This window comes from Orrella sp. 11846 (assembly GCF_048820935.1).
GTDB lineage: Bacteria > Pseudomonadota > Gammaproteobacteria > Burkholderiales > Burkholderiaceae_B > Algicoccus.
In genome coordinates this window covers 59,628-85,873 of sequence record NZ_JBMERD010000003.1, presented here as the reverse complement: position 1 = coordinate 85,873, position 26,246 = coordinate 59,628, and the positions used below count along the sequence as shown (strand labels likewise).

Genomic DNA, 26,246 nt, shown 5'->3' with positions numbered 1-26,246 from the left:
GACGCCCCTACCTAAGGCTACGGCATCAAAGTGCCTTACAGTGAGGGTGTTATCTATCACAATTGCTCAGGAGGGCGTCCACCATGAAGATTACGACAATTGGCCTTGATTTGGCAAACACCAGGGGGTCACATAAATCAACTAGATGATTTCCTATTTCCTGGAATGGGATTTGTTTGTGGATCAGTAATTCGTGTCTGGCGGGCACAGCGACCATCAGCGGATCTCTCCAAATTGGTTCAGCCACAATACCCTCTCCGACCTCCGCTGTATGCGCGAAACCAATCGCAAAATCTCCTGACCGCAACCCACGCAATTGTTCCGACAAAGGAACTTCACACAATCGAATCTCGACGTCCGGCTCTTCTGCCCGGCAGCGTGCTAGAAACTCCGATAGTCGAAGATCGATCGCTCCATCAGATATCGCAATACGCAAACTGCCTCGCAAGCTGGTGTCAAGGCCAAATAGAAATGTCCGGTTTTCTCCCAAGTAGAAATGTCCGCTTTTGAGTGTATCCCAGATCAACGATAACAGGCTGAGTTCTGTTTTATAGCATTTTGTTGTTTGCTTTTCTGAGATGAATTACATCAAGGTGTGATCAATGCCGTTGATGAGGACAGTTATCCACGGCGCCGCCGCCGTCGACCAGGCGGCCATTGCCTCGCTGCCCTGCTCGCACAAGGTCTACGTCACAGGTTCACGCCCTGACATCCGCGTGCCGTTCCGTGAAATCCATCAGGATGACACACCGACCCTGTTCGGCGGCGAGACCAACCCGCCGCTGACGGTCTACGACACCAGCGGCCCCTACACCGACCCCGACGCGACGATCGACATCCGCAAGGGTCTTCTGGACGCACCGCGCCTGCCCTGGATCCTGGAGCGCGGCGACACCGAGGAGCTGGCCGATCTGAGCAGCCAGTACGGCCGCGCACGGCAGTCCGACACCGAACTGGACGCGCTGCGGTTTGCGCGCACCCGGCCGGCGCGCCGTGCGCGTGCCGGCGCGAACGTGACGCAGATGCACTACGCGCGCAAAGGCATCGTCACCCCCGAAATGGAGTTCGTTGCGATCCGCGAAAACATGCGCCGCGAGCAGTACATCGAAAGCCTGCGCAGCGCGGGGCCGGAGGGCGCGCGGCTGGTCGAGCGCCTCACGCGCCAGCACCCCGGCCAGTCCTTCGGCGCAGCCATTCCACAGGCCGTGACGCCCGAGTTCGTGCGCGACGAGGTGGCACGCGGACGCGCCATCATCCCTGCCAACATCAACCACCCGGAAGTCGAGCCCATGGCCATCGGCCGCAACTTCCTGGTCAAGGTCAACGCCAATATCGGCAATTCGGCGATCCGTTCGGACATCAGCGAAGAGGTCGAAAAAATGACTTGGGCCATTCGCTGGGGCGGCGACACCGTGATGGACCTATCCACGGGCAAGAACATCCACGAGACGCGCGAATGGATCATCCGCAACGCGCCGGTGCCCATTGGCACGGTGCCCATCTACCAAGCGCTGGAAAAGGTTGGAGGCGTTGCCGAAGATTTGAGTTGGGAAATCTTCCGCGACACCTTGATCGAGCAGGCCGAGCAGGGCGTGGACTATTTCACCATCCACGCCGGCGTGCGCCTGCCCTTCGTTCCCATGACCGCCAGCCGCATGACTGGCATCGTTTCGCGCGGCGGCTCCATCATGGCCAAATGGTGTTTGGCGCACCACAAGGAAAGCTTTCTGTACGAGCACTTCGAGGACATCTGCGAGATCATGAAGGCTTACGACGTCAGCTTTTCGCTCGGTGACGGCCTGCGCCCGGGCTCGGGCTACGACGCCAACGACGAAGCCCAGTTCGCCGAGCTGCGCACACTGGGCGAGTTGACCCAGGTGGCCTGGAAGCATGACGTACAGGTGATGATCGAAGGCCCCGGCCACGTGCCCATGCACCTGATCCGCGAGAACATGGAGATGCAGCTCAAGCACTGCGACGAAGCGCCGTTCTACACCTTGGGGCCGCTGACCACCGACATTGCGCCGGGCTACGACCACATCACCTCGGGCATTGGCGCGGCGCTGATCGGCTGGTACGGCACGGCCATGCTGTGCTACGTGACTCCCAAGGAACATCTTGGCCTGCCCAACAAGCAGGATGTCAAGGACGGCATCATCACCTACAAGATCGCCGCGCACGCCGCCGACCTGGCCAAGGGCCATCCCGGCGCCGCGATTCGCGACAACGCCCTGTCCAAGGCGCGCTTCGAATTCCGTTGGGAAGATCAATTCAACCTTGGTTTGGATCCGGACACGGCGCGCGCCTTCCACGATGAGACCCTGCCCAAGGACTCGATGAAGGTGGCGCATTTTTGCTCCATGTGCGGGCCCAAGTTCTGCAGCATGAAGATCTCGCAGGACGTGCGCGACTACGCCAGCGAGCACGGCCTGGACGAGGCCGCTGCGATCGAGCAAGGCATGGCGGCCAAGTCGGCGGAGTTCATCTTGCAAGGAGCAAAAATTTATCAAAAAGTATGACCTGCATGCTGACCATCTGGTTGAAGCATAGTCACGGTATGTCAACCATGCCGGGGATTCGCTGATGTCGCGTAGATTGTTTTGGCCTGTGATCGTCAGCTTGCTTGTGGCCTGTGTCTTAGTATGGCTCTCAGTCCAAAAAATACGTGGGCCCATCCTGGCAAGCTATGAAATTGTCGAGCGTCCCTTGGTACAAGCGGTAGTCGCAACTGGCCGTGTGGCAACAGTGTCACGGGCACAGATCGGCAGCTCTGTGACCGGCGTGGTGGTCGAGCGGCGTGTGCGTGAAGGAGACATGGTGCAGTCAGGCGACATCCTTGCGGTATTGCGCGCCGATGACCTTGAGGCCATGTTGCGGGAAGCAAGCTCAGCATTGACGGCGCTGCACGAATCGACGCGACCACAGGCGCAAGCTGCCTTGCGTGAAGCGCAGGCACGGCTTGCTCAAGCCAGTCGTGAAGTCGAGCGCCGTCGGGTGCTGTCTAAGCAGCGGGCCATCGCGCACGAGGAAATGGAGCAGGCACTGCAGGCTGAGATCGCGGCACGCACCGCGGCAGAGCGCGCGCGATTGGCTGTGTATTCGCTGGAGGAAGGCCGCGCCGACGAAGCCGCCGCGCGCGTCCGCGTTGCCAGTGCCGAGGCCCAACTGGCTAAAACCGTGATTCGCGCGCAAGTGGCTGGCACGGTGCTTACCCGCAATGTAGAGCCCGGCGATCTGGTCCAGCCCGGCCGTGTCCTGTTTGAGATTGCGCGCCATGGCGGCACTGAGCTGTTGGTGCCCGTGGACGAGAAAAACCTCGAAGTGCTGGCTTTGGGGCAACCTCAATACAGGGCGCCACGCCGTTGACCAAAACGAAGCACAAGCGACTATGGAACTGATCAACCACATGGAATTACTACGGACGGCCGCAGGATCTAAACGTGCACTTGAACGCCTTGATCAGGCTTGGTTTAAGCAAGAAAGCACATCAAAAACCACTAATCTGGCTGCCGCAAGCGCCACCTTCATATCGACGCTGATTAGTGTTTTTCCATTGGGTGGAGTCGCACTTTGGATATCCTATACAACGCAAGAGTCCTCAACCACGATATTGGCACTATTGATTTTAACGATCCGAGCCGGCGCACCTTTGGGAGATCTGGTTTTTGCAGCACTGGGATTGAATGATCTGCGCGGGATCATGCATGACTATCGACAGATCACGAATGCACCGACATTACCGGAACCCAATCACAAAGAGGCGATGCAGCCCAAAAATTATGATCTATCACTACAGCAAATTGAAATCACTCATGCCCACAAAACAATAAACGCGCGAATTCTGTCAGGTGAAAAAGTACAGATTGCGGGACCAAGTGGCAGCGGAAAAAGCACATTACTCAGTTTTCTCATGCGATTTGATGATCCAAAAAAGGTCGCATTTTACTGGGCGAGGTACCACTACCATGTCTACGTTACGCCGATCTGTCCGCAAATATCGCTTATGCGCCACAGGAAGCAGCGGTACTAACCGGTACGCTGGCAGACAATATTCGCCTTGGCGATCCGAATGTTTCAGACGAAACGATTGAACGCATCGCACGTCAAGTTGAATTAGGGGTCGTACTAGACCGATCACCGCAGGGCATTCAAGCACTGATCGTTGGCGCAATTGCCATGTTAGAAAACGCCGTTGTACTACCCAGACTCACTGGGGTCCTGGATATTTCAAGCTTAGCTGCAGCGCATGAATACGAGATCCCACAGCCTTGTACGCAAATCAATCGCTGGTTATCTGAAATAGAAGCGTTCATGACTGCAAAAAAAGATTTTGTGCTGATCTACGAACAGTTGCCGTGCGCTGTTGAGTCAACCAACGTGATCGGACACAGCAAAACGACACAATGGCTAAGCGCGCATCGAGAAAGTTTTAATGCGCATTGTCATAGCATCATTTTTAGGTGTGACAGCAGCTGTGCAAAACAAACATTACAGCACACACTCGAATCGTTAGAAAAAATCTACTGTGTGCCGGTTCGCATAGCCTGTACCCCAGATGAAGTCGCTACGCAAACAGAACAATTAAAGACAATAAGCGTGCCAATCAATCCACTTTCCTGAGTTCCAACTTTTGACTCTACAATCCATTAGTCGGCACAAACTCAGTTCGATACAGAAATCAAATCTCTCAGAAATTGCCATAGAGCTAAAATAAACCACCATGGCGCACCAATCTTCTGAACACAACGGAAATAGCGCATCACAATGGATTCTCTAACCCAAATCGTACTAGGTGCTTCAGTCACCGTGGCAGTCATGCAGCGGCGTACAGCTGTCTGGAAAGCAGCCGTCTGGGGTGGCATTGCAGGTACATTGCCTGATCTGGATGTCTTTTTGTCTCACGGCGATCCCATCCTGAACATGGTGCTGCACCGTGCAGAAAGCCACGCCTTATTTTGGCTGACGCTATTTTCTATTCCATTTGCTTGGTTAGTGGCCAGAATCCATAGAGAACAAGCTCAGCAAGGCTGGTGGTGGCTGGCCTTATGGCTTGCGCTCGTCACACACCCCTTGTTAGATTTATTTACGGTATACGGCACTCAACTTGGATTGCCTTTTACTGATTATCCCTTCGCATTGAACAGCGTTTTTATCATTGACCCAGCCGTCACCCTGCCATGGCTGATCGGCCTAATCATCGTTTTAATGCGCCGAGGCGACCCCAAGGGACAAACAGCCAATCTCGTGGGACTATCCGTAGGCGTTGCAGTGTTATTCATCGGTCTTGGCTTACAGACATACGTTGAACGTCATGCGCTAAAAAGCCTCGCTCAGCAAGGAGTCAAACCTGATCGAATTTTAGTGACGCCCGCACCACTCTCCATGTTGCTCTGGCGCGTTGTTGCCATGGATGAAAAACACTATTACGAAGGCTTTTATGGTCTGCGTGATCAGTCAGAACCTATGGCATTTGAAGAATTTAATCGTGGCGCAGAATATGAATCAGCAATAGCCCAGATCGATGGCGCACAACGCATTCGACGTTTTAGTCACGGTTTTTACAAATTGCATGAAACCCAACAAGGGCGACTCGTCATCACCGATTTGCGCATGGGGCTAGAGCCAAATTACAACTTTTCTTTTGCGGTGGCTGAGCGTGGCTCACCCTTTCAAGCTCTGCCAACCCCACAAGCAGTTGGACGACAAGGTGATATTAGTGCCATGTTCACTTGGTTAAAGCAACGCATCCGTGGAGAGTTAATTCCCCCACCCCGTTAAGCACAAGCAAGATTTAAGCATCCGATTGCGCTTTCTCTTTGATTGATCTTGATTGGAAATAATCTGTCTGACAATTATTTTAACACGAACAATCTCTTCAAGATACATTCGCAACCACGATATCACCTGAACTTTGACCATAAAGCACGGTCTACATCGGGTTGCGAACCTCGCCTGATTAACTTTAGGGGCTAAGTATGAAGCACCACAACCAAGGGAAGGAATTCTGATGAATCCGCGCATGCCCGTTCTATTTCTGGGTCACGGCAACCCCATGAATGCCATCACTAACAAACCGTGGTCACAGACTTGGGTTGAGCTCGGTAAACAACGACCACAGCCTCATGCCATTTTGGCGATCTCTGCGCACTGGTACACCGCTGGAACCGCCGTCACGGCCATGCAAGCGCCTCGCACCATTCATGATTTTTACGGCTTTCCACAGGCACTCTTGAATGTTCAGTATCCCGCACCCGGTGATCCTGAACTATCAGTCAGAATACAAACGTTATTAAACCCCCTGCCTATTCACGCCGATCATGACTGGGGTTTAGATCATGGCACTTGGTCTATTCTGCGTCACATGTTTCCTGATGCAAACATTCCTGTTGTGCAATTAAGCATCGACCGCACCCAGCCGCCGGCGTTTCACTATGAGCTTGGGCAACAACTGCAAACACTACGCGATGAAGGGGTTTTAATAATTGGTAGCGGCAACATCATTCACAACTTACAGGCCTATCAGTGGAAAGACGCGACCGCCCAACCCTACGATTGGGCACAACGTTTTCAAAATAACATCACCACTCTGATTGAGCGTCGAGAGCACGATCATCTAATCAACTATCCCGCGCTGGGTCAAGACGCCATGTTATCGGTTCCGACCCCAGAGCATTATCTGCCACTGCTCTACATACTGGGCGCAAGCACAACCGAAGACATCATTAGTTTCCATAACGCAGACATCACGGGCGGCTCGATTTCCATGTTGTCTGTCATGTTTGGCAATGGCGCTTAAAACTGTGGGGACAGTTCTTGATACAAATATCAAAGTCGTGTTGCCACGTCAACGCCTGAGCAAATCCATCCGCTAGGCTATCGATGAGCTTGCGTACCGCGGCCCGTTGACCACTACGGCTCGCATACGCAATCTGAATCACGCCAGGCGGTGGTGCCCAGTCAGGTAAAACCATCTTCAAACGACCACGGGCAAGTACATCGTGCAACATCAACCGTGGCAACACCGCACAACCCACGGCGTCTAACGCTGCATGAAATAGCACATTCATATCGTCGGCAACCAATCGCGGTTCATGCGGGAAATCGATCTGTCTGCCATCGGTATGTCGTAAACACCAAACACGTGTCTCAGGAGAGTTACCCAAACCCAGTGTCGGCAAGACGTTCAAATCATCCGGTGTCGATAACATCGGAAAATCTACCAGCAACTCAGGTGCTGCTACCAGCACGTGTTCACTGGGGGCGAGTTGACGGACGATCTCATCTTGCGTAAGTACCGCATCAGGTGACCGAACCCGCAACACAAGATCCACACCGTCTTGCCAGACATCCACGTTTCGGTTGGTCGCTTCAATCTGCAACTGAACTTGGGGATACTCTTTCACAAATTGATTGAGTAGTTTGCCAACGACCGCATAAAGCAACGCCGGTGCGCACGCGATCCGAACAAATCCCCGCGGCTCATGGGTTTGCTCATGCGCCAGTGCTCGAACCGCTTCGGCCTCTGCCAACATCGCATGTGCATGCTGACGGATTTGCTCACCTACCGGTGTCAGCGAAAAACGACGGGTACTACGCTGAGCCAAGCGCACACCCAATCGAGCCTCTAAATCAGCGACGCGCCGACTCAGTTTCGATTTAGGAATTTCAGTCGCTCGTTCTGCTGGCGCGAAACCGCCATGCTTAGCTACCAATGCAAAGTACGCCAAGTCATCCAGATGTTGCATCGCAAACTCATTCAAAATCGCACCAAAGACCATCATCCTATATTCAGGACAGTCTAAGTAATTGTCGACTTTTTTGATTAATTGCACATCAAATAGTATGGTAAACACATGCTATATGATTTTTTAAATTGTTAGAGTGACCACAGGAGATTCAATATGCAAGGACTAGATCAAAAACGCGTTTTTCTGATTACTGGGGGTGCGGGTGGCATCGGCCGGGCAACTGCTACTGCACTTGGGCAAGCAGGTTCTCGTGTCATCATTACCGATGTAGATCATGTGGCCGGTGAAGCGGCTGCAACTGAAATTAGCAAGCAAACGGGCGCTGAGGTTCGTTTTATAAATCTAGACGTCACCGATGAGGTCCAAGTCAACGAAGTTGCTGAACAGCTCGAGAAAGAAGGTTGGCCCGTCTACGGCGTTATGGCCAATGCCGGTATTGCCCCCACATCTTCAGCCGTGGATTATCCCGCCTCACTCTGGCGTCAAACAGTCGACATCAACTTGAATGGTGTATTCTGGACGGCGCAGGCGTTTGGTCGACGCATGCTTGAACGCGGTGAAGGCGTGGTCTTAATCACCGCATCGATTGCAGCATTTGGCGTCGTTTCACCCGAAACACACGCAGCTTATGGCGCGACTAAAGCGGCAGTCGCTCATCTGGCAGAACTTCTCGGCGTTGAATGGGCCAAGCAAGGTGTGCGTGTAAACGCTGTAGCACCAGGCTATACCGCCACTCCCATCCTCGACAAACTGAAAGAAGAAGCGCCCGATGTTTATGATCAGTGGCTCGCGCGCATTCCAATGGGGCGTTTAAATACGCCCGAAGAGATTGCCAATTCAGCTGCATTTTTGTTTTCTGATCTGGCTAGCGGCATCACGGCCACTGTTTTACATGTCGACGGTGGTTATTCAGCCAGATAATTACGTCACATCACGCCACATCAAACCTCAGGCATAACGATCTGTTTTTCTGAGCATTATTTTCTCCTGACTGAGAACCGCAGTCGATTTACAGCGATTCAGTAACCATGAGAATCATTGTATATTTGATGCCAATTCATCACTAGATCTTATATATTGCTATCACTGTCCTATAAATGAAACGATGTCTATAAACCTGTATTGAGCAGCGGGCAACGGAATACCTAGCCTGCGCGGGTACTGGTGTGAACGCTACAATACGGTCCTAAACTATGCCGCTAAGCGGAACCACTCAGAGTACGGTCGAACTTCGATTATTTTTAATTACCGACTGTATCATCGACGATGGTCGATGATACGTCTTCTTTTCTGTGAGAATTTCACAAAGCATGGATACCTTATTGTTGTTATTGATGGTCCTTGTGATCTTTCATTCTCTGAGAGTTCGCTACCAGCGCATGCACGTCATGATTCTGGCCAAGCATCTGTCCGCCTTTCAGATTGAAAAACACATGGAATCGCTCACACAAGGTTATGCTCGTGCCATTGCCGACGAAAGCGAAACGCGTCAAATACAAATTCTGGAAACTTACGAACAAACTGAACGTGCCATTTCCAGCCAAGTACAAGCACTGGCCAATAGTTTCCGGCAAGAGCCCGAACAAAACGCTGCATTTCCGGCAACAGCCTTTTGTATTCCATACGCCGAACGCTTTCTACCGGCACTGACCCGAGACTTTCGGGCGTTGCTCGCTATACATGCAGCTGGCTTCAAAACCGTCGTCGACAATGACAATCAGTGGTCGAGCAAAGATCGGGCGTTTCATCTGTCCGCAGAGCTTTACCTCTTTCAACACAGCTGCCACTGGTATTGCAAATCCCGTAACGTGGCCAATGCACGCCTTATGATGCGCCACCAGGTTAGTCACCAGAAAGTACTCGACTCGGTGTCACCTGCGACACGCACTGCTTATCTGAAATGGCTTAAAGGCTAATCCCCACCAAAACAAACACGCCATCTATCAAGCGTCCCCATGGCATTTGAGGGTATTGCAGCCAACAATACATAAATTTCTATAATGTTCGAAAGCTATATAACATTATTCAATCAATGTCATAGGCAGGCGCTGACGCATTCGGTCTAGACGACCCCTGCCTGACAAAGGAGCGCGCCATGTCACAAACACTTCAAACCGATGTCGTCATTATCGGAGCCGGCACCGCAGGTTCCTACGCCATGCGTGAAGTCCGCAAAGCCAAGCGCAACTATCTTCTGGTTGATCACGGCCCATTGGGGACTGTTTGTGCGCGCGTGGGTTGCATGCCGTCCAAAGTGGCTTTACATGCTGGCGCACAATGGCAAGCGGCAACCACCGTTGACGCAATCGGTGGGCATGGCGCCTCCAATCTGACATTAGATCGCGACCAAACTTGGCAATTTTTGCGCCAGCAACGTGATGGATTCGCCAATCCAACCGCATCCAGAATTCGTCAAAGTGCAGGGGAACATCTCATTATGGGACGTGCCCAGCTTTTATCGTCCACCAAAGTTTTAGTGGAGTTGAACGATGGTGGCACTGTCGAGATTGACACAAAAGCAATCGTGATTGCCAACGGCTCAACATCCATCGTCCCCAAATGGTTGGACAGTGTACGTTCACGCGTCATTACAACCGATGAACTGTTTGAACTCAAGCAGCTTCCTGAATCTCTCGGTATTTTAGGTTTAGGAGCGATTGGGCTTGAAATGGGTTTGGCGATGTCTCGCTTAGGCATCCAAGTCACAGGAGCCGATATCGCTAGCACTATCGGTGGCATGCAAGACCCTGAAGTCGCCAATCGCGCCATTGAGCGCTTTAGCCAAGAATTTGCGATTTGGCTACAAACCGAGCCCAAACTCAGTCTTGAAGAAGACGGCATTTTGATGCAAGCATCCGATGGGCGGCAAGCCAAAGTCGATTTATTACTGGCAGCATTAGGTCGACGTCCTAACGTTGACACCTTGAATCTGGAACAAGCTGGCATTGAGCTCGATGCCAGAGGTATACCAGTCTTTAATCGTCACACGATGCAAGTTGGCCAGTTGCCCATCTTTATTGCAGGCGATGTCAACAACGATGTTCCACTCATGCATGAAGCAGGCGATGAAGGCCAAATTGCAGGCTTTAACGCCGCCAGAATGGCCGCAGACCCTGCACAAGCTCCACTGGCCTTTCAACGTAAAACACCGATTGGTATCGCGTTTACGGATCCTGATTTGATTTCTGTTGGCCAAAACTTCGCACAACTCAAGTCTGATGACATCGTTGTGGGACAAGCGCAAGCGCAAGGTAACGGTCGTAGCCGTGTTTTTGGTGAAACGGCCGGATTACTGCATATTTACGCCAATTAAAACAATGGTCAAGTTCTAGGTGCCACCATGATTGGTGTGCGTGCCGAACATTTAGCGCATACGCTCGCCATGAGTATCGAACGACGTGAAACTGTCGCCAGTTTGTTAGAAGTGCCTTACTACCATCCCGTGGTTGAAGAAATGCTGCAAAGCGCTTTACTTGATGCAGCTAAAAAACTTGAAATCAGGAGTGACCACCCCTTGGGGCTACGCTTGCTGGGTTAAGCCAATCAAGGACACACCATCCAAATGCAAACAATCAGGTGGTGTGTCTCTCATCACGATTTAATGCTTGATTCATAGGTAGATTCACGCTACAATCGTCTTTTCGCCCGGATTTAGCGGCGAAATGTGATCCTGGCTCACAATTTATTGTTGATCGCCATCAAGATCTTTCACCACAATTGCAGTTCCATTCATAAATGGTTTTGCAATCATGTCGGCGCAATGGCAGAGTGGTTATGCAGCGGACTGCAAATCCGTGTACGTCGGTTCGATTCCGGCTTGCGCCTCCAAACAAATAGCAGCAGACACTTGCTTCACGCTCAATTTAAAGAGCTAGGAATTGCGTGCCTGATCGGTTGTTCTCTAAAACGTGTAGCCTCTAAAAAAAAACCCACCCGCACGTTTTTCAACGCAGAGGGGCAGGCCGTGTTGGGCAGATTTTACTAGTCAACCAATTCAAAATCAAATCTAGTCGATGTGAACTACTCGCCGCTAAAGCAGCGAGCTTCCAAAACAACAGCTAGGCTGCTATTTTTTCTTTTTTGACGCTTCTTTGGATGCGGCTAACATTGCTTTTCGCTTTGTTAGTCTGACGCTTTCCTCCACGCCCAGTATCAGAGAGCGGCATTAGAACCCCTTTCTCTGACAACACCGTTCCAGTGTCCTTAATTAACCTGATTGCTCTTTTCTTAATCACCATCGATGCGTTTTGATCGGCATTGTCAGCATGTTCACATTGACCGCATTGAAACTTTGATTGAGTTTTGCGGTTGTCTGGGTGAGTGTAGCCACACTGGGCGCACTCCTGACTGGTGCTGTGGGGAGCAACTTTAAAAACTGCTTTACCTTCTTTGTGTGCTTTGTAGCTAATGCAGACTTCTATTTGATGCCAGCCGACGTTTAAGATCGCCTGATTTAAGCCTGCTTTTTGACTGGCATGATTCGGCAGATATTGACCGGCTTCGTTTTGCTTAGGGGCTGGTCTGCGAGTCATATTAGAAGTTTTTAAGTCCTCTAGCACAATCACTGTTTCTTTTCCATCGACGATGGCTCTGCTCGTTTGATGCGCAAAGTCATTGCGGATATTGGCTTTCTTCGCATGAGACTTTGAGAGCTTAGACTTCGTTTCGTTTCTGTGGTTCGAGCCTTTCGTTTGCCTAGAAAGCCTACGCTGTAGTCGCTTTATATATCGTTCAGACTCGCTTAAGTTTTTCTTTTGCCCTTCGCTGAAATCAAACGACTTTTCGCCGGCTTGGACAGGAATCGCAACACCTCGGTCAATGCCGATGGTGTTTTGCTCTAAATACTCGTCTGATTCATCACGTAGGTAATCCAAATGCTGCTGATTGGTTTTTAAACCAACCGCATCAAAGCCATCCTCATAGCAAAAGGAAATGCTGTAACGTCCTCTTTCTTTACGGATGTAGATGGATTTAGGGGTGTTGAAATTGGCATGCTTTTTGAATGATAGGTAACCAATATTATTGGTTTTTGAGCCAATGAAAAGACGAATATTCCCGTCGGAGCAATGTTCAAAACGGAATAGTTCTCTTGTGAGATGAATGCTCCCCCTGTCTGATTTTGGCTTTCTTTTGGGTCTACCGCACAAGCCTTTCATAAAATTGAAATAAGTATTGCACCAATTGGTTGCACTATTTCGAATGATTTGGCTAGGGCAGTCATAGAGCCAAGGCGTGAGCTCTTTCGACTTGAAGTGAGCTGCCTTTTTATCAATCGGGGCGTAAGTCCCTATTGGATAATACTTGTTCGCAAAAGTGCGATGATATAGCTCTTCATCCACTTTTGCATTCCAGATCAAACGTGCGCAACCCATCCATTGGCTAAGCACTTTCTTTTGCTCAGGCGTTGGGTTGGCGTGAAGTTTGATACCAACAAGCATGATCCTCTTTCTCTGGCTGATTCATTCGCATAATTTTACTAAAATATTACACACCATTCAATCAATTCTTAGACGAAAACGTGTAACTAATAAACAGTCAAATCAATCCCTTATAAGAATTAAATGCATCTAGTCTTGACCGCGAAATACAGACAAAAGATTTTTATAAAACAAATGCTAGAGTATCTTCCAGCTATATTCATTTCATGAAGACTTGTGAGCAAAACGCCCCTCTTAGCAAAAAGTCATTGAGAGCGGCTAAAGCCGCTAACAAGTCAAAAACTGATAAGTTTGCTTGACTCGCACATGAATGAACGAGGTTGCGCAAGCAATTCGCTCAAACATATTTGCAGCATGACAAGACGGCAAATCGCAACGCAACCAATCCACTGCCCTGCTCAAAGCACTGACTCTGTGCTATTGTCAAAAACCTTATGATCAGCAACTTGCAGCGTCATGTCCAAATCTGAGCACGGCGAACAAACCACCTGGCAACCAGAGCGGTTTTCTGTTCCACTTTTCCTGAGCTTCATCGTAGGCTATTTCCTGTCGTACGCATTACGCTCGGTAAATGCCACCATTGCACCCTTACTTGCGGACGATCTGCATTTAAGTGCAGGCGCATTGGGCTGGCTAACCTCCTCATTTTTTCTGGCTTTTGCTTCTGTTCAATGGCAACTAGGTAAATGGCTAGACCGTTTTGGCGCTCGTCGCACTGAAACAGTGCTTCTGTTGATCGCGGCACTGGGCTCTTTAATTATGGGATTCAGTGATTCCCTCGCGATGCTGTCAATCGGTCGCATCTTTATTGGACTAGGCGTGTCATCCTGCCTCATGGCACCCTACTCATTTTTCCGACGCTGTTATGCCCCAGAAAAACAAGCTCAGCTCGCGATGTGGATGCTACTCGGTGGCACCACAGGTTCTTTGAGTGCAACTGAACCCGCTTTGTGGTTAGCGCAAGCATTTGGATGGCGAGATATTTTTCTGATGACGTCCGGCTTGCTGGTGATTGCTGCGTTGGCCATTTTTACTTTTGTACCCGAAACAGATCGTCAAATTGCCGCCAAAGGCTCAAACGCTACCTCCGCACAGCCCATCAAACTACTGTCGCTTCTGACACACCCTCTTCTTGTGCGCGTGATCCCAACCACGATTTTCTTTGCGGGTGGCTTTTCTGCATTACAAACGCTCTGGGTAGGACCCTGGATGACCGACCGACTCGGTTTATCGGTCGATGATGCTGGACTAGCCCTCTTCTTTTTTAACCTCGCACTCATGGCTTCGTATTTACTCATGAGTTTTGCGAGTCCTTTTTTAGAAAAACGCAACTTTAACTTGGCACGCCAATCCTTATTCGGCTTTTACTGGTTCTTGTTTTGCATGCTGCTGATTTTGCTGTGGCGTTCACCCTCAGCTTGGTGGCTATGGTTATTGCTCACACCGGGGATTCCTGCCGTCATTCTGATGCAAACACAAACAGCACTTTTATTTCCACGTGAACTGGCGGGTCGAGTTTTAACGACCTATAACTTGGTCATGTTTAGTGGTGCTTTTGCTGTTCAGTGGGGTATGGGGCTTGTGATGGATGGCTTTGTGTGGCTCGGTTTTGAGAGTGACAACGCCATGTGGTCGACGTTTGGTCTGCTCTTTATTACACAGATTTTGAGTCTCGTATTCTTTGTGACCCGACGTACACCGTTGCCGAGTCGGGAGACCATGCATGGATGATCTCGTACGTGCCAGCATGGAGCGTTGGCCTAATGTTCCGGCGGTTTATGGCTGGCTTTCTTTGAATCCACGTGGTCAATGGCGACTCCATCCCGACGGAAACTGGGAGCCCTTGTCATCTGGGGAATCCATTCAAAACGAGCAGATTCTGGCCTTCATTGATCGCAACTATCTGTGCACAGAACGCGGCGAATGGTATTTTCAGAATGGGCCTCAGCGTGTTTTTGTTCGACTAGCACGCGCCCCGCTGATTCTGTCGTTGACGGGTCAACCCATGCAATTGACTGCACACACCGGACAGACAATTGATCAGGTTTCGCACTGGTGGATCGATCAGCAAGGTCATTTATATGCACAAACCAACCTCGGACCTAGTTGTGTAAACGATCAGGATCTGGAAGCTGTGATCGCCTGTATTCAGACACCAACAGGAGACTCTTTACTCGACTGGTGGCAGACGCATTCGCAAGGTGGCCAGACGACACCAATCAAGCTGACGTCAGATGCACCCTTCCTTTTGGCGCCAGATGCGGGGGTCACCTTATTAGACGGGCAAACCGACATTGAATCTGTACTAGGGTTTATCCGTGAACCACGGCTACCCGAGCCACTGTAAAACGTTTCATAAACGTTTAATGGCAATCATCTAGATGATGGTTTGGATACACAATCTGCAGCTTCAATTAGAATGTGAGCACTATGAAGAATAAAACCGCCGATTTTTACTTTCCAGCCCCACGCACCAGCCGCTACTGCAGCCAGTGTGCAACGCCGATCACACAACTCATCCCACCCGATGACAACCGCGTAAGGGATGTATGTGAGTCTTGTGGTGCTGTCCATTACCAGAATCCGAGATTGGTCGTGGGCACCGTCCCTGTCTGGAACAACAAGATTCTGTTGTGCTTGCGAGCCATTGAACCTCGTGCCAGAACCTGGACGCTCCCCGCTGGTTTTATGGAACTTAACGAAACCACGGCACAAGGTGGTTTGCGCGAAACCTGGGAAGAAGCTGGTGTTCGCGTTGGTCTCGGAGAGCTTTACACCGTCATTGATGTACCCCACGCCAATCAAGTCCATGTGTACTTTTTAGCCACGGCAGAAAACGATCACGTCGCACCCGGCCCAGAAAGCCTCGATGCGCGATACTTTGATCTTGATGAGATTCCTTGGGACAACTTGTCCTTTCGCTCTGTATCCACCACGATTAGGCACTTTATCGAAGACCATAAAAACAACAGTTTCACAACGCACTACTACAGCATCGACGCAAACCAGCCGTATTGACTGTTGTTAAACCTTTAAACCGATGGTATTTAACCGTTACGTCGACGCACAAGACCCGTTACCCGGTGCTCACACCGCCTTAACAGAGCCCAATGGCTTTGTCGCTTGGGGTCGTGATCTGAGTGTTGCTCGACTTGAAGAGGCTTACCGAAAAGGGATTTTCCCATGGGGGCCGTCTGACGAAGAAAACGCCGTGTTCTGGTGGAGTCCCAATCCCAGAATGGTGCTTTTAACGGATCAATTGCGTATTTCACGCTCGTTGCGCAAACGTTTGCGTCAAATTGAAACTCAACAAAAATCCAGCGATGCGCCAAGCTACATCGTCAAAGTGGACACAGCCTTTCAAGCCGTGATGACGGCCTGTGCACTACGCACACCCGAAGGACAGCAAGAGACCTGGATCACACAAAATTTGCTCAACACGTACACAAGCTGGCACCACAAAGGCCAAGCGCATAGCATCGAACTTTGGAAGCAAGATCCATTGACAGGCAACCAATTGGTCGGTGGCCTTTATGGGGTGAGTTTGGGTCGGATGTTTTTTGGGGAGTCGATGTTTAGTTTTGAGACCAACGCGTCAAAAATTGCACTTGCCTACCTTGTGAGTTTCCTAAGGCAACACAATGTGCACATGATCGACTGTCAGGTGCATTCACCCCACCTTGCATCACTGGGTGCAATCGAAATCGACCGATCTGATTTCATCACCCACATCCAGAAAGCTCAACGAGCACCCGAACTCCCTTGGGCCTCGGGCTGGCTCGATGCAGAGGGTGCGCTACACAGAGACGAGACAGTATTCCCATAGCTCGTTCAGTTTTTGGGTTTATGTAGGTAGGTCCGCATTACGTAACCATTCAGCACGTTGCCTGTCGTTTGTTGTACGATCTAAACCCATGAAACCATCTTCTGCCGCATCGCTGTCGACCATACAATTTTATGTCACAGCCCCCTACGCATGCAGTTATTTGCCTGATCAAATGGCGCGCTCACAAGTCGTGATGCCGAACCGTTTGATTCGGTCGCAAACCTATTCGGAACTGGTTCGACAAGGATTTCGGCGCAGCGGACACTATACGTACCGACCGCATTGTGACTTTTGTCAGGCCTGTATTCCAATTCGTCTGGATAGTGAATCATTTGTTGCCAACCGCACTCAACGCAAGGTTTGGCGCCGACACCATCCGTCTTTGAAAATTTCTTCACATGCTTTGCACTGGTCCGCGGAACATAGCAAGCTCTACCATGAATACCAAAAAGCTCGACATACCGATGGGGTCATGGATAAAGAAGACGACTCACAGTATCGCGAATTTCTGCTCACTAGCCACGTTGACAGTCGGCTCATTGAGTTTCGAGACGCTGAGACCAACCGTCTCTATATGGTCTCAATTGTGGACATTTTGTCGGATGGGTTGTCATCGGTCTATACATTCTTTGATCCACAGATCAAAGGCAGCTTTGGGACTTACAATATCCTTTGGCAAATTGAACAATGTCGACAGCTGGGTCTGCCGTATCTGTACTTAGGTTATTGGATTCGTCAAAGCCCTAAAATGTCTTATAAATCACGTTTTACCGCAGCGCAGTACCTACACAACGGTCACTGGTTACCCTACACACGGGACGATGAATGATGAACCCTTTATTTAACGCATATAGCCTTGCTCGAGCTGCGCTCTTTTCGATGGATCCTGAAGTTGCGCACGAAGCATCGTTGCGACAGATTCAGCGCGCGTACGATAGCCGCTGGACTCGCCGCCTGATCGGTAATGCGCCTAGCGCACCTATTCAGCTGATGGGTCTGACACTCAGAAACCCTGTAGGTTTAGCCGCAGGCATGGATAAAAACGGTGCCCATATTGATGCACTTGGCCATCTAGGGTTTGGATTTGTCGAAGTCGGCACCGTCACACCTTTACCTCAGGAAGGCAACCCTAAGCCTCGAATTTTTCGCCTTCCACAGGCCGAGGCTATCATCAACCGCATGGGTTTTAATAATGCCGGTTTAGATGTATTTCTACAAAATGTGCAACGGAGTCAATTTCGTCAATCGGGTGGCATCTTGGGTTTAAATATCGGTAAAAATGCCGTCACACCCATGGAGAACGCGACAGAAGACTATCTGAAAGGGCTTCGGGGTGTGTACCCACACGCTGACTATGTCACGATCAATATTTCATCACCCAACACAGAGAACCTACGTGATCTGCAATCTGCTCAAGGACTCGATGATTTACTAGCAGCTCTCAGTGCTGAACGAGAAACACTGGCCCAAACCTATGAGCGACGGGTTCCAATCGTCTTGAAAGTCGCCCCAGATTTGGTTGAGAGCCAGATTGATGTCATCGCTGAACGCCTCACCAAGCATGGCATTGATGGACTTATTGCCACTAACACAACGATTGACCGCACAACCGTTTCAGCTTTACCCCATGGACAGGAATCGGGCGGATTGTCTGGTGCACCTTTGCATCAACAGTCTCTCTGGGTGATTGAGCAATTCAGAAAAAGACTGGACAAAGACTTTCCGATTATTGGCGTTGGCGGCATTCTGTCAGATCAAGATGCCATCGAGAAAATACAGGCCGGTGCCAATGCGGTACAGATTTACACCGGCATGATTTATCGGGGTCCAGCTTTAATCTCTGAGTGCGTCAAAGCCATTCAAGCACACGAGCAACTCACAGAAAGCTGATCAGAGCGACACGTTGACATCAATACGCTCGCAAAAAGACAACAAAACCCAGACAACAAAAAACCGCCAAATCTTAATGACTGGCGGTTTTTTGTTGCGAATTAAATCTCAAGCAACTGAGGCGACCTCAGTTATTGATAGATTACTTCTTCGCAGTTGTTGCACCTGCAGCGGCCACATCAGAAGCAGCTTTAAGCGTAGCGCTTGTTGCGGCTTGAATGTTTTTCTCAGCAGCTTCAGCAGCTTGCTTCGCAGCTTTGGTCAGGTTTTCGTAAGCGGCATTGGTCTGTGTAGTCATGGACTTCAGCACAGCCATCATGCTTTCTGAGCCAGCAGGCGCATTGCCCATCATTTGCTCAATGCTTTCGTTCAATTGTTTTTGACCTTGGCTCAACTGACCTTCTGTCAATTTGGCCAATTCAGCTTGCACACCAGACACGATGTCATAGACGTGTTTGCTGTAAGCAACTGCTTTTTCTGCAGTTGGTTGCACCAGACCACTGCTCATAGCGATGGCTTCTTGTGCATCTTTAACTTGAACGGACTCTTGTGCTTTCTGGCACATTTCGTCCAGAGCAGCTTTGGTCACTTTCAGATTCAGATCAACCAGTTTTTCGAAACCGGTAAACAGGGCACCTTGAACTGCGCTAAATGCGTCCAAGCTAGCTTTTTGTGTGTCGATCACTTCTTTTGGCAATTTGGCCATAATGTTCTCCTAAATGATTTGTTGCATTGCACAATCCAGACTTTAACGCAAAATAATTCCTCTTGTCAACATTTTTTTGCATCGCAACAAAACCTTTTAAATCAAATGGTCACATCATTTCTTACGAATCCCCGCCAATCATAGTGTTCGCTTTGTTTTGCGCCCATAGCCCAATGCACTCGAAATTTCCTGCGCCGTGGTTTTTAACCAATCCACCCAACATTCTCGCAAGCGCTCAACAGGTGCAGAGATCGACAACCCAGCCACCAAACGTCCAGAATCTTCATGAATGCCTGCCGCAATACAGCGCACACCCAGCTCAAGCTCTTCGTTATCACGGGCATAACCATGGTGGCGTACAAACGACAAATCACCTTCTAACGCTTCTAGCGTCGTTAAACTATTCGCTGTTTGTCCTATTAGCTCTGTGCGCATGGCATACGCTTGTAACTGTCTTGCATCCATCGTGGACAGAAATAATTTGCCCGTCGAGGTCAGATGTAGAGGCGCACGCCCTCCGACAGCACGAACCACCTGCATGCCCGATTGTTCATTCCAGGCGCGCTCTACATAAACAATCTCATCCCCCTGGCGAATGGCCAAGTTAATCGTCTGCCCTGTCTTGCGATGCAAAGATTGCAACGCAGATGCCGCCGCCTCACGCACATTCAGTCTGGCTTTCACAAGCGCACCGAGCTCAAGCAATCGCATTCCGAGCTGATAAACACCATTATCGCCCCGCTCTACATAGTGAGCTGCAGCTAAATCTGACAAGATTCGATGGGCTGTTGACGGATGTAATTGCGTTTGGTGGGCTATTTCTTTAAGTGCAACTGCTTCATGACTTTGCGCGAGCACATCCAGAATGCGTGTCGCACGCTCAAGTACCTGAATGGCCATGCCGTGCTGAAGCTCTTTGTGTGGCGCATCACTCATAAGACTGATCAATTTCCGTTCATGAAAGCATTCAAACCGTCATATTGCATTGCACTGCAACATCACGACCTGCTTGCGACAATAGCACGCCTACGACCTTCACCGCCTATCGCCATTACAAAGGAACTAAAACCGACAACTTATTCGATACGCATCGACGAGCGACTAATCGTAGGTTCAAGCGTTGCGCCCAACATCAAGGCTTGCTCGCGCAAAAACTCAATAGCCTCTCTCACATCTTCGTGAGAGCCTTTTACACCCAGTTCGATATGTGCCGCTCGAGTGCCGCTACCGACAGAAGGCAAACTAAACGACCGTACAGCTTCCCAGCGCACCTCCACTTCATCGAGCACTGGGGCAATCCGAGACTCCGGAATGTTGTATGCAATAAACGACAGTTCCTGTTGCGGATCTTGCCGATGCAGGTGCGGATAACGCTGATCTAAGGTCCAAGCGATCATGGGCCAGGCCATTACAGGGAATCCGGGTACAAAAGTGTGGTTGTGAATAAAAAATCCGGGAATTCGGTTATAGGGGTTTGGCACAATGCCTGCACCCACCGGATACATGCCCATTTGTAAACGACGCTGATTTTCTGGGGTCGACATATCAGCAGAGCCTTGTCCTTGCTCAGCCATTTCCGCGCAACGCAGAGAAATTTCTTCACGCGCTTGGGGATGGAGCACGAGATCGACATCTAAGGCAGCAGCGGCTGCTTGGCGCGTGTGGTCATCCGATGTGGAGCCAATGCCACCACTACAAAACACAATATCACCACTAGCAAATGTCTGACGTAAAGCTGCTGTCAACTGCGCACGATCATCAGGCAAAATTTGTGCCCATGACAAAGACAAACCGCGTTCACCCAACAACTCAATCATTTTTGAGAAGTGTTTGTCTTGTCGACGTCCGGACAATATCTCATCGCCCACAATAATCATACCGATTCTGGCTGCTTGTGTGTCGTGCTGACTCATACTCTGTCTTCCTCAATGATGATCTCACCCGAATCCATTTGGGTGTCAGCGGATTGTTGATATCGCAACTGACGCAGAGATTCAAAACTATAGTGTGCAAAAACCAAACCTGAAAAAACGGGTAAAAACACCCACGCTGGCGGCAACAAATTGATTAGGGCACACGCAAGACCAATCATCCAGTACCCAGCATTTTTGTCACGAAGTAATGTTTTACGTTCTTTGGGACTCGCATGATCCGCCATGGCATCCACACGCATCATGCGCGAATAAGCAAATGTCCACCAAAAAATAGACAACACTACACCGAGTGGCGGAATCAACCACAAGGGCAACGTAATTAACCAACCTAAAACGAAGATTACCGACACCCAGAGTGCATTCCAGACGCTCACAATCAATGCATGACGGCCACGAGCTTGCACATCGGGATAGTTCCTACGCCCTAGAAATGTCAATACCATCGGCATAATCCAGACGGCTGCGACTGCCAAGCCCACAATACCCGCCAATGGCATCAAAACAATTGCGGCGACAATCGGAATCATCCAAGCTTTAAGCATTAAAAAGCCTGCCGCACCGATCACCGGATCCACCACACCTGGAACGGCTGAGTTGGTTAAATACTCAGACATCCAGGTCGTCAAAGGCGTCCATGCCAACCAGAACAAGACAATCCCCAAAACCAGCGTCACAATCACTGGTAGGAATAAAGCCATAATCATTTTTGGGTGGATTTGTGATCGCAACGCCCGCAAAAAAGCCTGACCGACATCCTGTAGCATCTGGCCTGTTCCGTTCGCTTGGGAGACGTGAGTTCTAGTTGTATTCATGCTTAAAATTATAAAAATACCGTTATGATAGGTTAATCCTAAATTGGCTGGCTGAAATGGCGCTTTATCTACCTCAAGACGATCAACTGAAAGTCGCTTTAAATCATAACCCCGACTCATTACTCATCGTGTGTTATTGCGCAGCGTGGTGTGATACCTGTACAGAATATCGTCTAGATTTAGCGGCTTTAGCCGCGCAACATCCCGAATGGGTGTTTGTCTGGGCTGACATCGAAGAAACTCCCGACCTACTCGACGACGAAGATGTCGAAAATTTTCCGACCATCCTGATTGAACGTCAAGGTCAAACCTTATTTTTTGGCACCATGCTGCCACACATTTCACAAGTCGAGCGGCTAGCACAAAACCTGTCTGAACCCGATACTGAGCCTTTTGAAGGCCCTGCACCGGTGAATGTACGGGACAAACTGCGCTTGTCTGAAATTTAATTCTGTTCGGAATCAATATTTAAGCGGCTAAATAGCGTTGGCGCAATGATGGGTCAGCCACAAAATCTGCTGTTCCCCCATGCCAAACACACACACCTTTTTCAACAATGTAGTGATGATCGCATCGCTCCAAAAGTTGCTTCAGGTTTTTGTCGGTGATTAGGATGGAGAGCCCATCCGCACGCAATACATCCAGTGCTTTCCAGATCTCTTCTCGAATCACAGGTGCCAAACCTTCCGTAGCTTCATCCAGTATGAGTAGTTTGGGGTTGGTCATCAACGCGCGCCCAATTGCGAGCATTTGCTGCTCACCACCGGACAATTGATTCCCAAAATTGCGCATGCGCTCTCCCAATCGAGGGAAAAGCGACAAAACTCGCGTCTGATCCCAACCCGTCGTACCATGAGTGGGCTTGCGCGCGGTTGCAATGAGATTCTCCCAGACCGTCAGATTTGGAAAGATCTGACGACCTTCGGGCACTAGGCCAATGCCTAAACGCGCAATCCGAAATGTGTCTAGCTTATCAATGCGTTGTCCTGCATACACAATCTGGCCTTGCTGGCACGGCAACTCGCCCATAATCGTTCGGATGGTCGTGGTTTTACCCATACCGTTACGACCTTGAAGGCTGACACACTGCCCCGGATAAATCTTTAAATCAATACCAAACAGCACTTGGCTCACGCCGTAACCTGCTTGCACGGATTGCACGTCTAATAAAGGTGTTTGCCCTTTCACGCGATGTCCTCTTCACCCAAATACGCCTGAATCACCGTCGGATCCGATTTCACAACCGCGGGCTCATCCGTCAATAGAATACGGCCATAGACGAGCACACTAATCCGATCCGCCAAAGCAAACACCGCAGACATGTCGTGTTCCACGAGCAACATGGCGCAATCTTCGCGCAATCCATCAAACAAGCGAATCATTTGCTGCGTTTCGGCTGGCCCAAGTCCCGCCATCGGCTCATCGAGCAATAACAACTTGGGTTGTGCAGCCAAGGCAGTCGCAATCTCAACCAAACGACGTTGACCATACGCCAGCTCTTGCACGGGTGTATTGGCATGCACCGTTAGACCAACCTTATCCAGATGGGTATAAGCTTCATCGACGAACGCCTGCTGATCAAGTGCTCGCGCAAAGAAATGGAAGTTATGTCCATGACGCGCTTGCACAGCCAAAAGCACATTCTCAAGGACCGTAAAGTCTGTAATGGCTGAACTAATCTGATAGGAACGGCTCATTCCCGCACGCGCACGCCGTGCGACCGGCCAAGTCGTGATGTCTTGCCCAGAAAACCCAATCTGCCCAGAGTCTGGACGAATCTCACCGGCAATCTGACCAATGAGCGTCGTTTTACCCGCACCATTAGGTCCAATCAATGCATGAATCTCACCCGGCTGAACATCGAAATACACAGAATCCGTGACTTGAATCGCCCCAAAGCTTTTGCGTAAGTTTTCAACGCGTAAAACCGATGTGTCTAAGAGGCTACTCACGATTTAGCCTCCTTGCCGAGCGCTTTCTTACACGATGCGTCTTGGCGTCGCCGCTGCCAGTTTGTCAAACCACCCCACAGTCCTTGCCTTGAACCCAATACCATCAACACAATTAACGGCCCAATAATCAGCGGCCAGTGCGGTGTGAGTAGTTTCAATCCATCTTCGACCAGTAACAGTGTCACAGCACCGACTAAGGGTCCAAAGACAGTGGCCGCACCACCCAGCAAAACCATCACCAATAGCTCAGCCGACACCATCCAACTCATGAGTGCAGGCGATACAAACCCGTTCAGATTCGCCATAAAAAACCCACCGACAGCACAAATCTGCGCAGAGATCACATATGCGACAAGGCGATAAGGCTTGGTCGAGATTCCCAATGATTCCACGCGACTTTGATGCTCGCGAGTGGCCCTGAAAACCAACCCAAAACGCGATTGAACCAAACGAGACGTTAACCACAAAACAAACAACACACAAAGCAGAATCGAACCATAAACCGCCCAAGGCTGTGCTGTCAGCGAGCCAAACTCACTGACTCGACTCAGGCTTAAACCATCATCGCCCCCAAAGTTTCTAAGGCTCACAAAAATATAAAAAAACAATTGCGCAAACGCTAGGGTAATCATGATGAACGCCATACCATGCGTCCTAAGCACGATCAGTCCCACAATCAATGCAACTAAAGAGCTCGAAACGACAGCCGTTAACAAATGCAACCAGCCACTGAATACTTGAAACTCAGTCAGAATTCCAACCGAATAGGCACCCAAGCCGATATACATCGCATGCCCAAGGCTAGCGAGGCCACCGAAACCGAGAATCAAGTTCAAACCCAGCGCACACAGCGCAAAGATCAGAATGCGCCCAAAGTATGTCAACGGATAAGTTTCACCCATCCACAAGGCATACACCGGCACCAAGCAGAAAAAACCAATGACAATCCAAAAAACCAGCGCGCGCAGATTCAACTTTGTGGGCTGAACTCGGGGTTGCATCATGACTGCCCCCGTGCTTTAACCGGAAACAAACCCTGCGGGCGCAATGCAAGCACCACAGCCATCAGGATATAAACCAACATCGAAGCCAATGCGGGCCCCACCGCAGTCGCAACACCTGGGTCAAACGAGGCTCGCAACCAGACGGGAATCAAAATTCGGCCAAGCGTGTCCACCACGCCCACGATGAGTGCACCTAAAAAAGCACCACGGATCGATCCAATCCCGCCAATGACAATCACCACCAGCGTCAAAATCAAAATTGGTTCGCCCATGCCAGATTCGATCGAAAGAATGGGTCCGACCAACGCACCCGCCAAGGCAGCCAAACCGGCACCCAGTGCAAAAATCAGACGGTTGAGCCAATTGATATTGACGCCGAGCGCCGCAACCATCTGGCGATTGCTGGCTCCAGCCCGAATCAGCATCCCGATTCTTGTGCGCTCAATCAGCCAATACAACCCCACAGCGACAACTAATCCAGCACCGATAATCAGCAAGCGATATGACGGATACATGAATCCGCCTAAGGAGATGGCCGAAGACAAGCTATCCGGCGTTTCCATGTAAACCGGGGCGGCACCCCAGAACACCCGCACGATTTCATTACAGAACAAGACGATCCCAAAAGTCGCCAGCACCTGTTCCAAGTGCGAACGACGATGCAACCGGTACAGTCCCAGCCAGTCAACCACCAATCCCAAAAGAAAAACCAGTAGAACCGACAAAATCAGTGCCAAGACAAATGAGCCCGTGTGCGTGGCCAAGGTGGCTGCGAAGTAAGCGCCAAACATATACAAGGAACCATGAGCCAAGTTCACAAAGCTCATGATTCCAAAGACGAGTGTCAGCCCCGCAGCCATCAAAAACAACAGCACACCAAACTGCAAGCCATTGAGTGCCTGGCTTAAAAACAGATTAAAAGTCACAAGCTAGCTC

26 protein-coding genes, 1 tRNA gene and 2 pseudogenes are annotated in these 26,246 nt (G+C 50.2%); 18 read left to right on the top strand and 11 right to left on the bottom strand.

What is annotated here, in order from left to right; translation table 11 throughout:
• Positions 1 to 121 precede the first annotated feature (121 nt).
• Positions 122 to 448, bottom strand: a pseudogene (locus ACOI06_RS03395) (LysR substrate-binding domain-containing protein); the annotation flags it as partial.
• Positions 449 to 602: 154 nt separating this feature from the next.
• On the opposite strand from ACOI06_RS03395, the gene thiC reads away from it, so the two are divergent.
• The 6 genes from thiC to ygiD all read left to right on the top strand — a co-directional run bounded on the left by thiC (position 603) and on the right by ygiD (position 6,796).
• The gene (gene thiC, locus ACOI06_RS03390; protein WP_420661100.1) at positions 603 to 2,519 is read left to right on the top strand and encodes a phosphomethylpyrimidine synthase ThiC; all 1,917 of its coding nucleotides are present in this window, start codon (positions 603 to 605) and stop codon (positions 2,517 to 2,519) included.
• A 64-nt stretch (positions 2,520 to 2,583) separates the two neighbouring features.
• Positions 2,584 to 3,366: an efflux RND transporter periplasmic adaptor subunit gene (locus ACOI06_RS03385; RefSeq protein ID WP_420661099.1), complete on the top strand. Its 783-nt coding sequence runs from the start codon at positions 2,584 to 2,586 to the stop codon at positions 3,364 to 3,366.
• A 40-nt stretch (positions 3,367 to 3,406) separates the two neighbouring features.
• Positions 3,407 to 4,030, top strand: a complete 624-nt coding sequence (locus ACOI06_RS03380) for an ATP-binding cassette domain-containing protein (protein ID WP_420661097.1) — start codon at positions 3,407 to 3,409, stop codon at positions 4,028 to 4,030.
• A 146-nt stretch (positions 4,031 to 4,176) separates the two neighbouring features.
• The gene (locus ACOI06_RS03375; RefSeq protein ID WP_420661096.1) at positions 4,177 to 4,620 is read left to right on the top strand and encodes a hypothetical protein; all 444 of its coding nucleotides are present in this window, start codon (positions 4,177 to 4,179) and stop codon (positions 4,618 to 4,620) included.
• Between the two features lie 144 nt (positions 4,621 to 4,764).
• Positions 4,765 to 5,778: a metal-dependent hydrolase gene (locus ACOI06_RS03370; protein ID WP_420661095.1), complete on the top strand. Its 1,014-nt coding sequence runs from the start codon at positions 4,765 to 4,767 to the stop codon at positions 5,776 to 5,778.
• A gap of 229 nt (positions 5,779 to 6,007) precedes the next feature.
• Positions 6,008 to 6,796, top strand: coding sequence for a 4,5-DOPA dioxygenase extradiol (gene ygiD, locus ACOI06_RS03365; RefSeq protein ID WP_420661094.1), 789 nt, complete (start codon positions 6,008 to 6,010; stop codon positions 6,794 to 6,796).
• On the opposite strand, the gene ACOI06_RS03360 is transcribed toward ygiD, so the two are convergent.
• Complete coding sequence (locus tag ACOI06_RS03360) at positions 6,774 to 7,781, bottom strand: LysR substrate-binding domain-containing protein (RefSeq protein ID WP_420661093.1); 1,008 nt, start codon at positions 7,779 to 7,781, stop codon at positions 6,774 to 6,776. The two genes, ygiD and ACOI06_RS03360, sit on opposite strands and share 23 nt — an antisense overlap.
• A gap of 120 nt (positions 7,782 to 7,901) precedes the next feature.
• Between ACOI06_RS03360 and ACOI06_RS03355 the strand changes: the two genes are divergently transcribed.
• From ACOI06_RS03355 to ACOI06_RS03335, 5 genes and pseudogenes are all read left to right on the top strand, one after another.
• The gene (locus tag ACOI06_RS03355; RefSeq protein WP_420661092.1) at positions 7,902 to 8,669 is read left to right on the top strand and encodes an SDR family NAD(P)-dependent oxidoreductase; all 768 of its coding nucleotides are present in this window, start codon (positions 7,902 to 7,904) and stop codon (positions 8,667 to 8,669) included.
• Between the two features lie 389 nt (positions 8,670 to 9,058).
• Entirely contained in the window at positions 9,059 to 9,664 is a 606-nt protein-coding gene (locus tag ACOI06_RS03350) for a hypothetical protein (RefSeq protein WP_420661091.1), read from the top strand.
• Positions 9,665 to 9,843: 179 nt separating this feature from the next.
• The gene (locus ACOI06_RS03345; protein ID WP_420661090.1) at positions 9,844 to 11,061 is read left to right on the top strand and encodes a dihydrolipoyl dehydrogenase; all 1,218 of its coding nucleotides are present in this window, start codon (positions 9,844 to 9,846) and stop codon (positions 11,059 to 11,061) included.
• 15 nt (positions 11,062 to 11,076) lie between these two features.
• Positions 11,077 to 11,286, top strand: a pseudogene (locus ACOI06_RS03340) (dihydrolipoamide dehydrogenase); the annotation flags it as partial.
• 216 nt (positions 11,287 to 11,502) lie between these two features.
• Positions 11,503 to 11,576, top strand: a tRNA-Cys gene (locus ACOI06_RS03335).
• Positions 11,577 to 11,806: 230 nt separating this feature from the next.
• On the opposite strand, the gene ACOI06_RS03330 is transcribed toward ACOI06_RS03335, so the two are convergent.
• Positions 11,807 to 13,186, bottom strand: coding sequence for an RNA-guided endonuclease InsQ/TnpB family protein (locus ACOI06_RS03330; RefSeq protein WP_420661089.1), 1,380 nt, complete (start codon positions 13,184 to 13,186; stop codon positions 11,807 to 11,809).
• 456 nt (positions 13,187 to 13,642) lie between these two features.
• On the opposite strand from ACOI06_RS03330, the gene ACOI06_RS03325 reads away from it, so the two are divergent.
• From ACOI06_RS03325 to ACOI06_RS03300, 6 genes are all read left to right on the top strand, one after another.
• Entirely contained in the window at positions 13,643 to 14,917 is a 1,275-nt protein-coding gene (locus ACOI06_RS03325) for an MFS transporter (protein WP_420661088.1), read from the top strand.
• Complete coding sequence (locus ACOI06_RS03320) at positions 14,910 to 15,533, top strand: DUF2946 family protein (protein WP_420661086.1); 624 nt, start codon at positions 14,910 to 14,912, stop codon at positions 15,531 to 15,533. Before ACOI06_RS03325 ends, ACOI06_RS03320 begins: the two co-directional genes overlap by 8 nt.
• A gap of 83 nt (positions 15,534 to 15,616) precedes the next feature.
• Positions 15,617 to 16,204, top strand: a complete 588-nt coding sequence (locus ACOI06_RS03315) for an NUDIX hydrolase (RefSeq protein WP_420661085.1) — start codon at positions 15,617 to 15,619, stop codon at positions 16,202 to 16,204.
• A gap of 22 nt (positions 16,205 to 16,226) precedes the next feature.
• The gene (aat, locus tag ACOI06_RS03310; protein WP_420661084.1) at positions 16,227 to 17,012 is read left to right on the top strand and encodes a leucyl/phenylalanyl-tRNA--protein transferase; all 786 of its coding nucleotides are present in this window, start codon (positions 16,227 to 16,229) and stop codon (positions 17,010 to 17,012) included.
• Positions 17,013 to 17,100: 88 nt separating this feature from the next.
• Positions 17,101 to 17,841 carry an arginyltransferase gene (locus ACOI06_RS03305; protein ID WP_420661083.1) on the top strand — a complete coding sequence of 247 codons (741 nt, stop codon included), beginning with the start codon at positions 17,101 to 17,103 and terminating at the stop codon, positions 17,839 to 17,841.
• Positions 17,841 to 18,902, top strand: a complete 1,062-nt coding sequence (locus tag ACOI06_RS03300) for a quinone-dependent dihydroorotate dehydrogenase (protein WP_420661261.1) — start codon at positions 17,841 to 17,843, stop codon at positions 18,900 to 18,902. Before ACOI06_RS03305 ends, ACOI06_RS03300 begins: the two co-directional genes overlap by 1 nt.
• 142 nt (positions 18,903 to 19,044) lie before the next feature.
• Here ACOI06_RS03300 and ACOI06_RS03295 read toward each other — a convergent pair whose 3' ends face one another.
• The 4 genes from ACOI06_RS03295 to ACOI06_RS03280 all read right to left on the bottom strand — a co-directional run bounded on the left by ACOI06_RS03295 (position 19,045) and on the right by ACOI06_RS03280 (position 22,354).
• Entirely contained in the window at positions 19,045 to 19,608 is a 564-nt protein-coding gene (locus ACOI06_RS03295; RefSeq protein ID WP_420661082.1) for a phasin family protein, read from the bottom strand.
• A gap of 138 nt (positions 19,609 to 19,746) precedes the next feature.
• Positions 19,747 to 20,544: an IclR family transcriptional regulator gene (locus tag ACOI06_RS03290; protein ID WP_420661081.1), complete on the bottom strand. Its 798-nt coding sequence runs from the start codon at positions 20,542 to 20,544 to the stop codon at positions 19,747 to 19,749.
• A gap of 140 nt (positions 20,545 to 20,684) precedes the next feature.
• Positions 20,685 to 21,521 (bottom strand): competence/damage-inducible protein A, encoded by an 837-nt coding sequence (locus ACOI06_RS03285; protein ID WP_420661080.1) that lies wholly within the window; start codon positions 21,519 to 21,521, stop codon positions 20,685 to 20,687.
• Positions 21,518 to 22,354 carry an EI24 domain-containing protein gene (locus tag ACOI06_RS03280; RefSeq protein WP_420661079.1) on the bottom strand — a complete coding sequence of 279 codons (837 nt, stop codon included), beginning with the start codon at positions 22,352 to 22,354 and terminating at the stop codon, positions 21,518 to 21,520. Before ACOI06_RS03280 ends, ACOI06_RS03285 begins: the two co-directional genes overlap by 4 nt.
• A 56-nt stretch (positions 22,355 to 22,410) precedes the next feature.
• Here ACOI06_RS03280 and ACOI06_RS03275 point away from each other — a divergent pair, with 56 nt between their 5' ends.
• Positions 22,411 to 22,803 (top strand): thioredoxin family protein, encoded by a 393-nt coding sequence (locus ACOI06_RS03275; RefSeq protein WP_420661078.1) that lies wholly within the window; start codon positions 22,411 to 22,413, stop codon positions 22,801 to 22,803.
• 19 nt (positions 22,804 to 22,822) lie between these two features.
• Here the strand turns inward: ACOI06_RS03275 and ACOI06_RS03270 are convergent, their stop codons facing one another.
• The 4 genes from ACOI06_RS03270 to ACOI06_RS03255 are packed head-to-tail and all read right to left on the bottom strand — an operon-like array spanning position 22,823 to position 26,236.
• Positions 22,823 to 23,542 (bottom strand): ABC transporter ATP-binding protein, encoded by a 720-nt coding sequence (locus ACOI06_RS03270; RefSeq protein ID WP_420661077.1) that lies wholly within the window; start codon positions 23,540 to 23,542, stop codon positions 22,823 to 22,825.
• Positions 23,539 to 24,306, bottom strand: coding sequence for an ABC transporter ATP-binding protein (locus ACOI06_RS03265; RefSeq protein ID WP_420661076.1), 768 nt, complete (start codon positions 24,304 to 24,306; stop codon positions 23,539 to 23,541). Before ACOI06_RS03265 ends, ACOI06_RS03270 begins: the two co-directional genes overlap by 4 nt.
• Positions 24,303 to 25,310, bottom strand: a complete 1,008-nt coding sequence (locus ACOI06_RS03260; protein WP_420661075.1) for a branched-chain amino acid ABC transporter permease — start codon at positions 25,308 to 25,310, stop codon at positions 24,303 to 24,305. Before ACOI06_RS03260 ends, ACOI06_RS03265 begins: the two co-directional genes overlap by 4 nt.
• The gene (locus ACOI06_RS03255; RefSeq protein WP_420661074.1) at positions 25,307 to 26,236 is read right to left on the bottom strand and encodes a branched-chain amino acid ABC transporter permease; all 930 of its coding nucleotides are present in this window, start codon (positions 26,234 to 26,236) and stop codon (positions 25,307 to 25,309) included. Before ACOI06_RS03255 ends, ACOI06_RS03260 begins: the two co-directional genes overlap by 4 nt.
• Between the last annotated feature and the right edge of the window lie 10 nt (positions 26,237 to 26,246).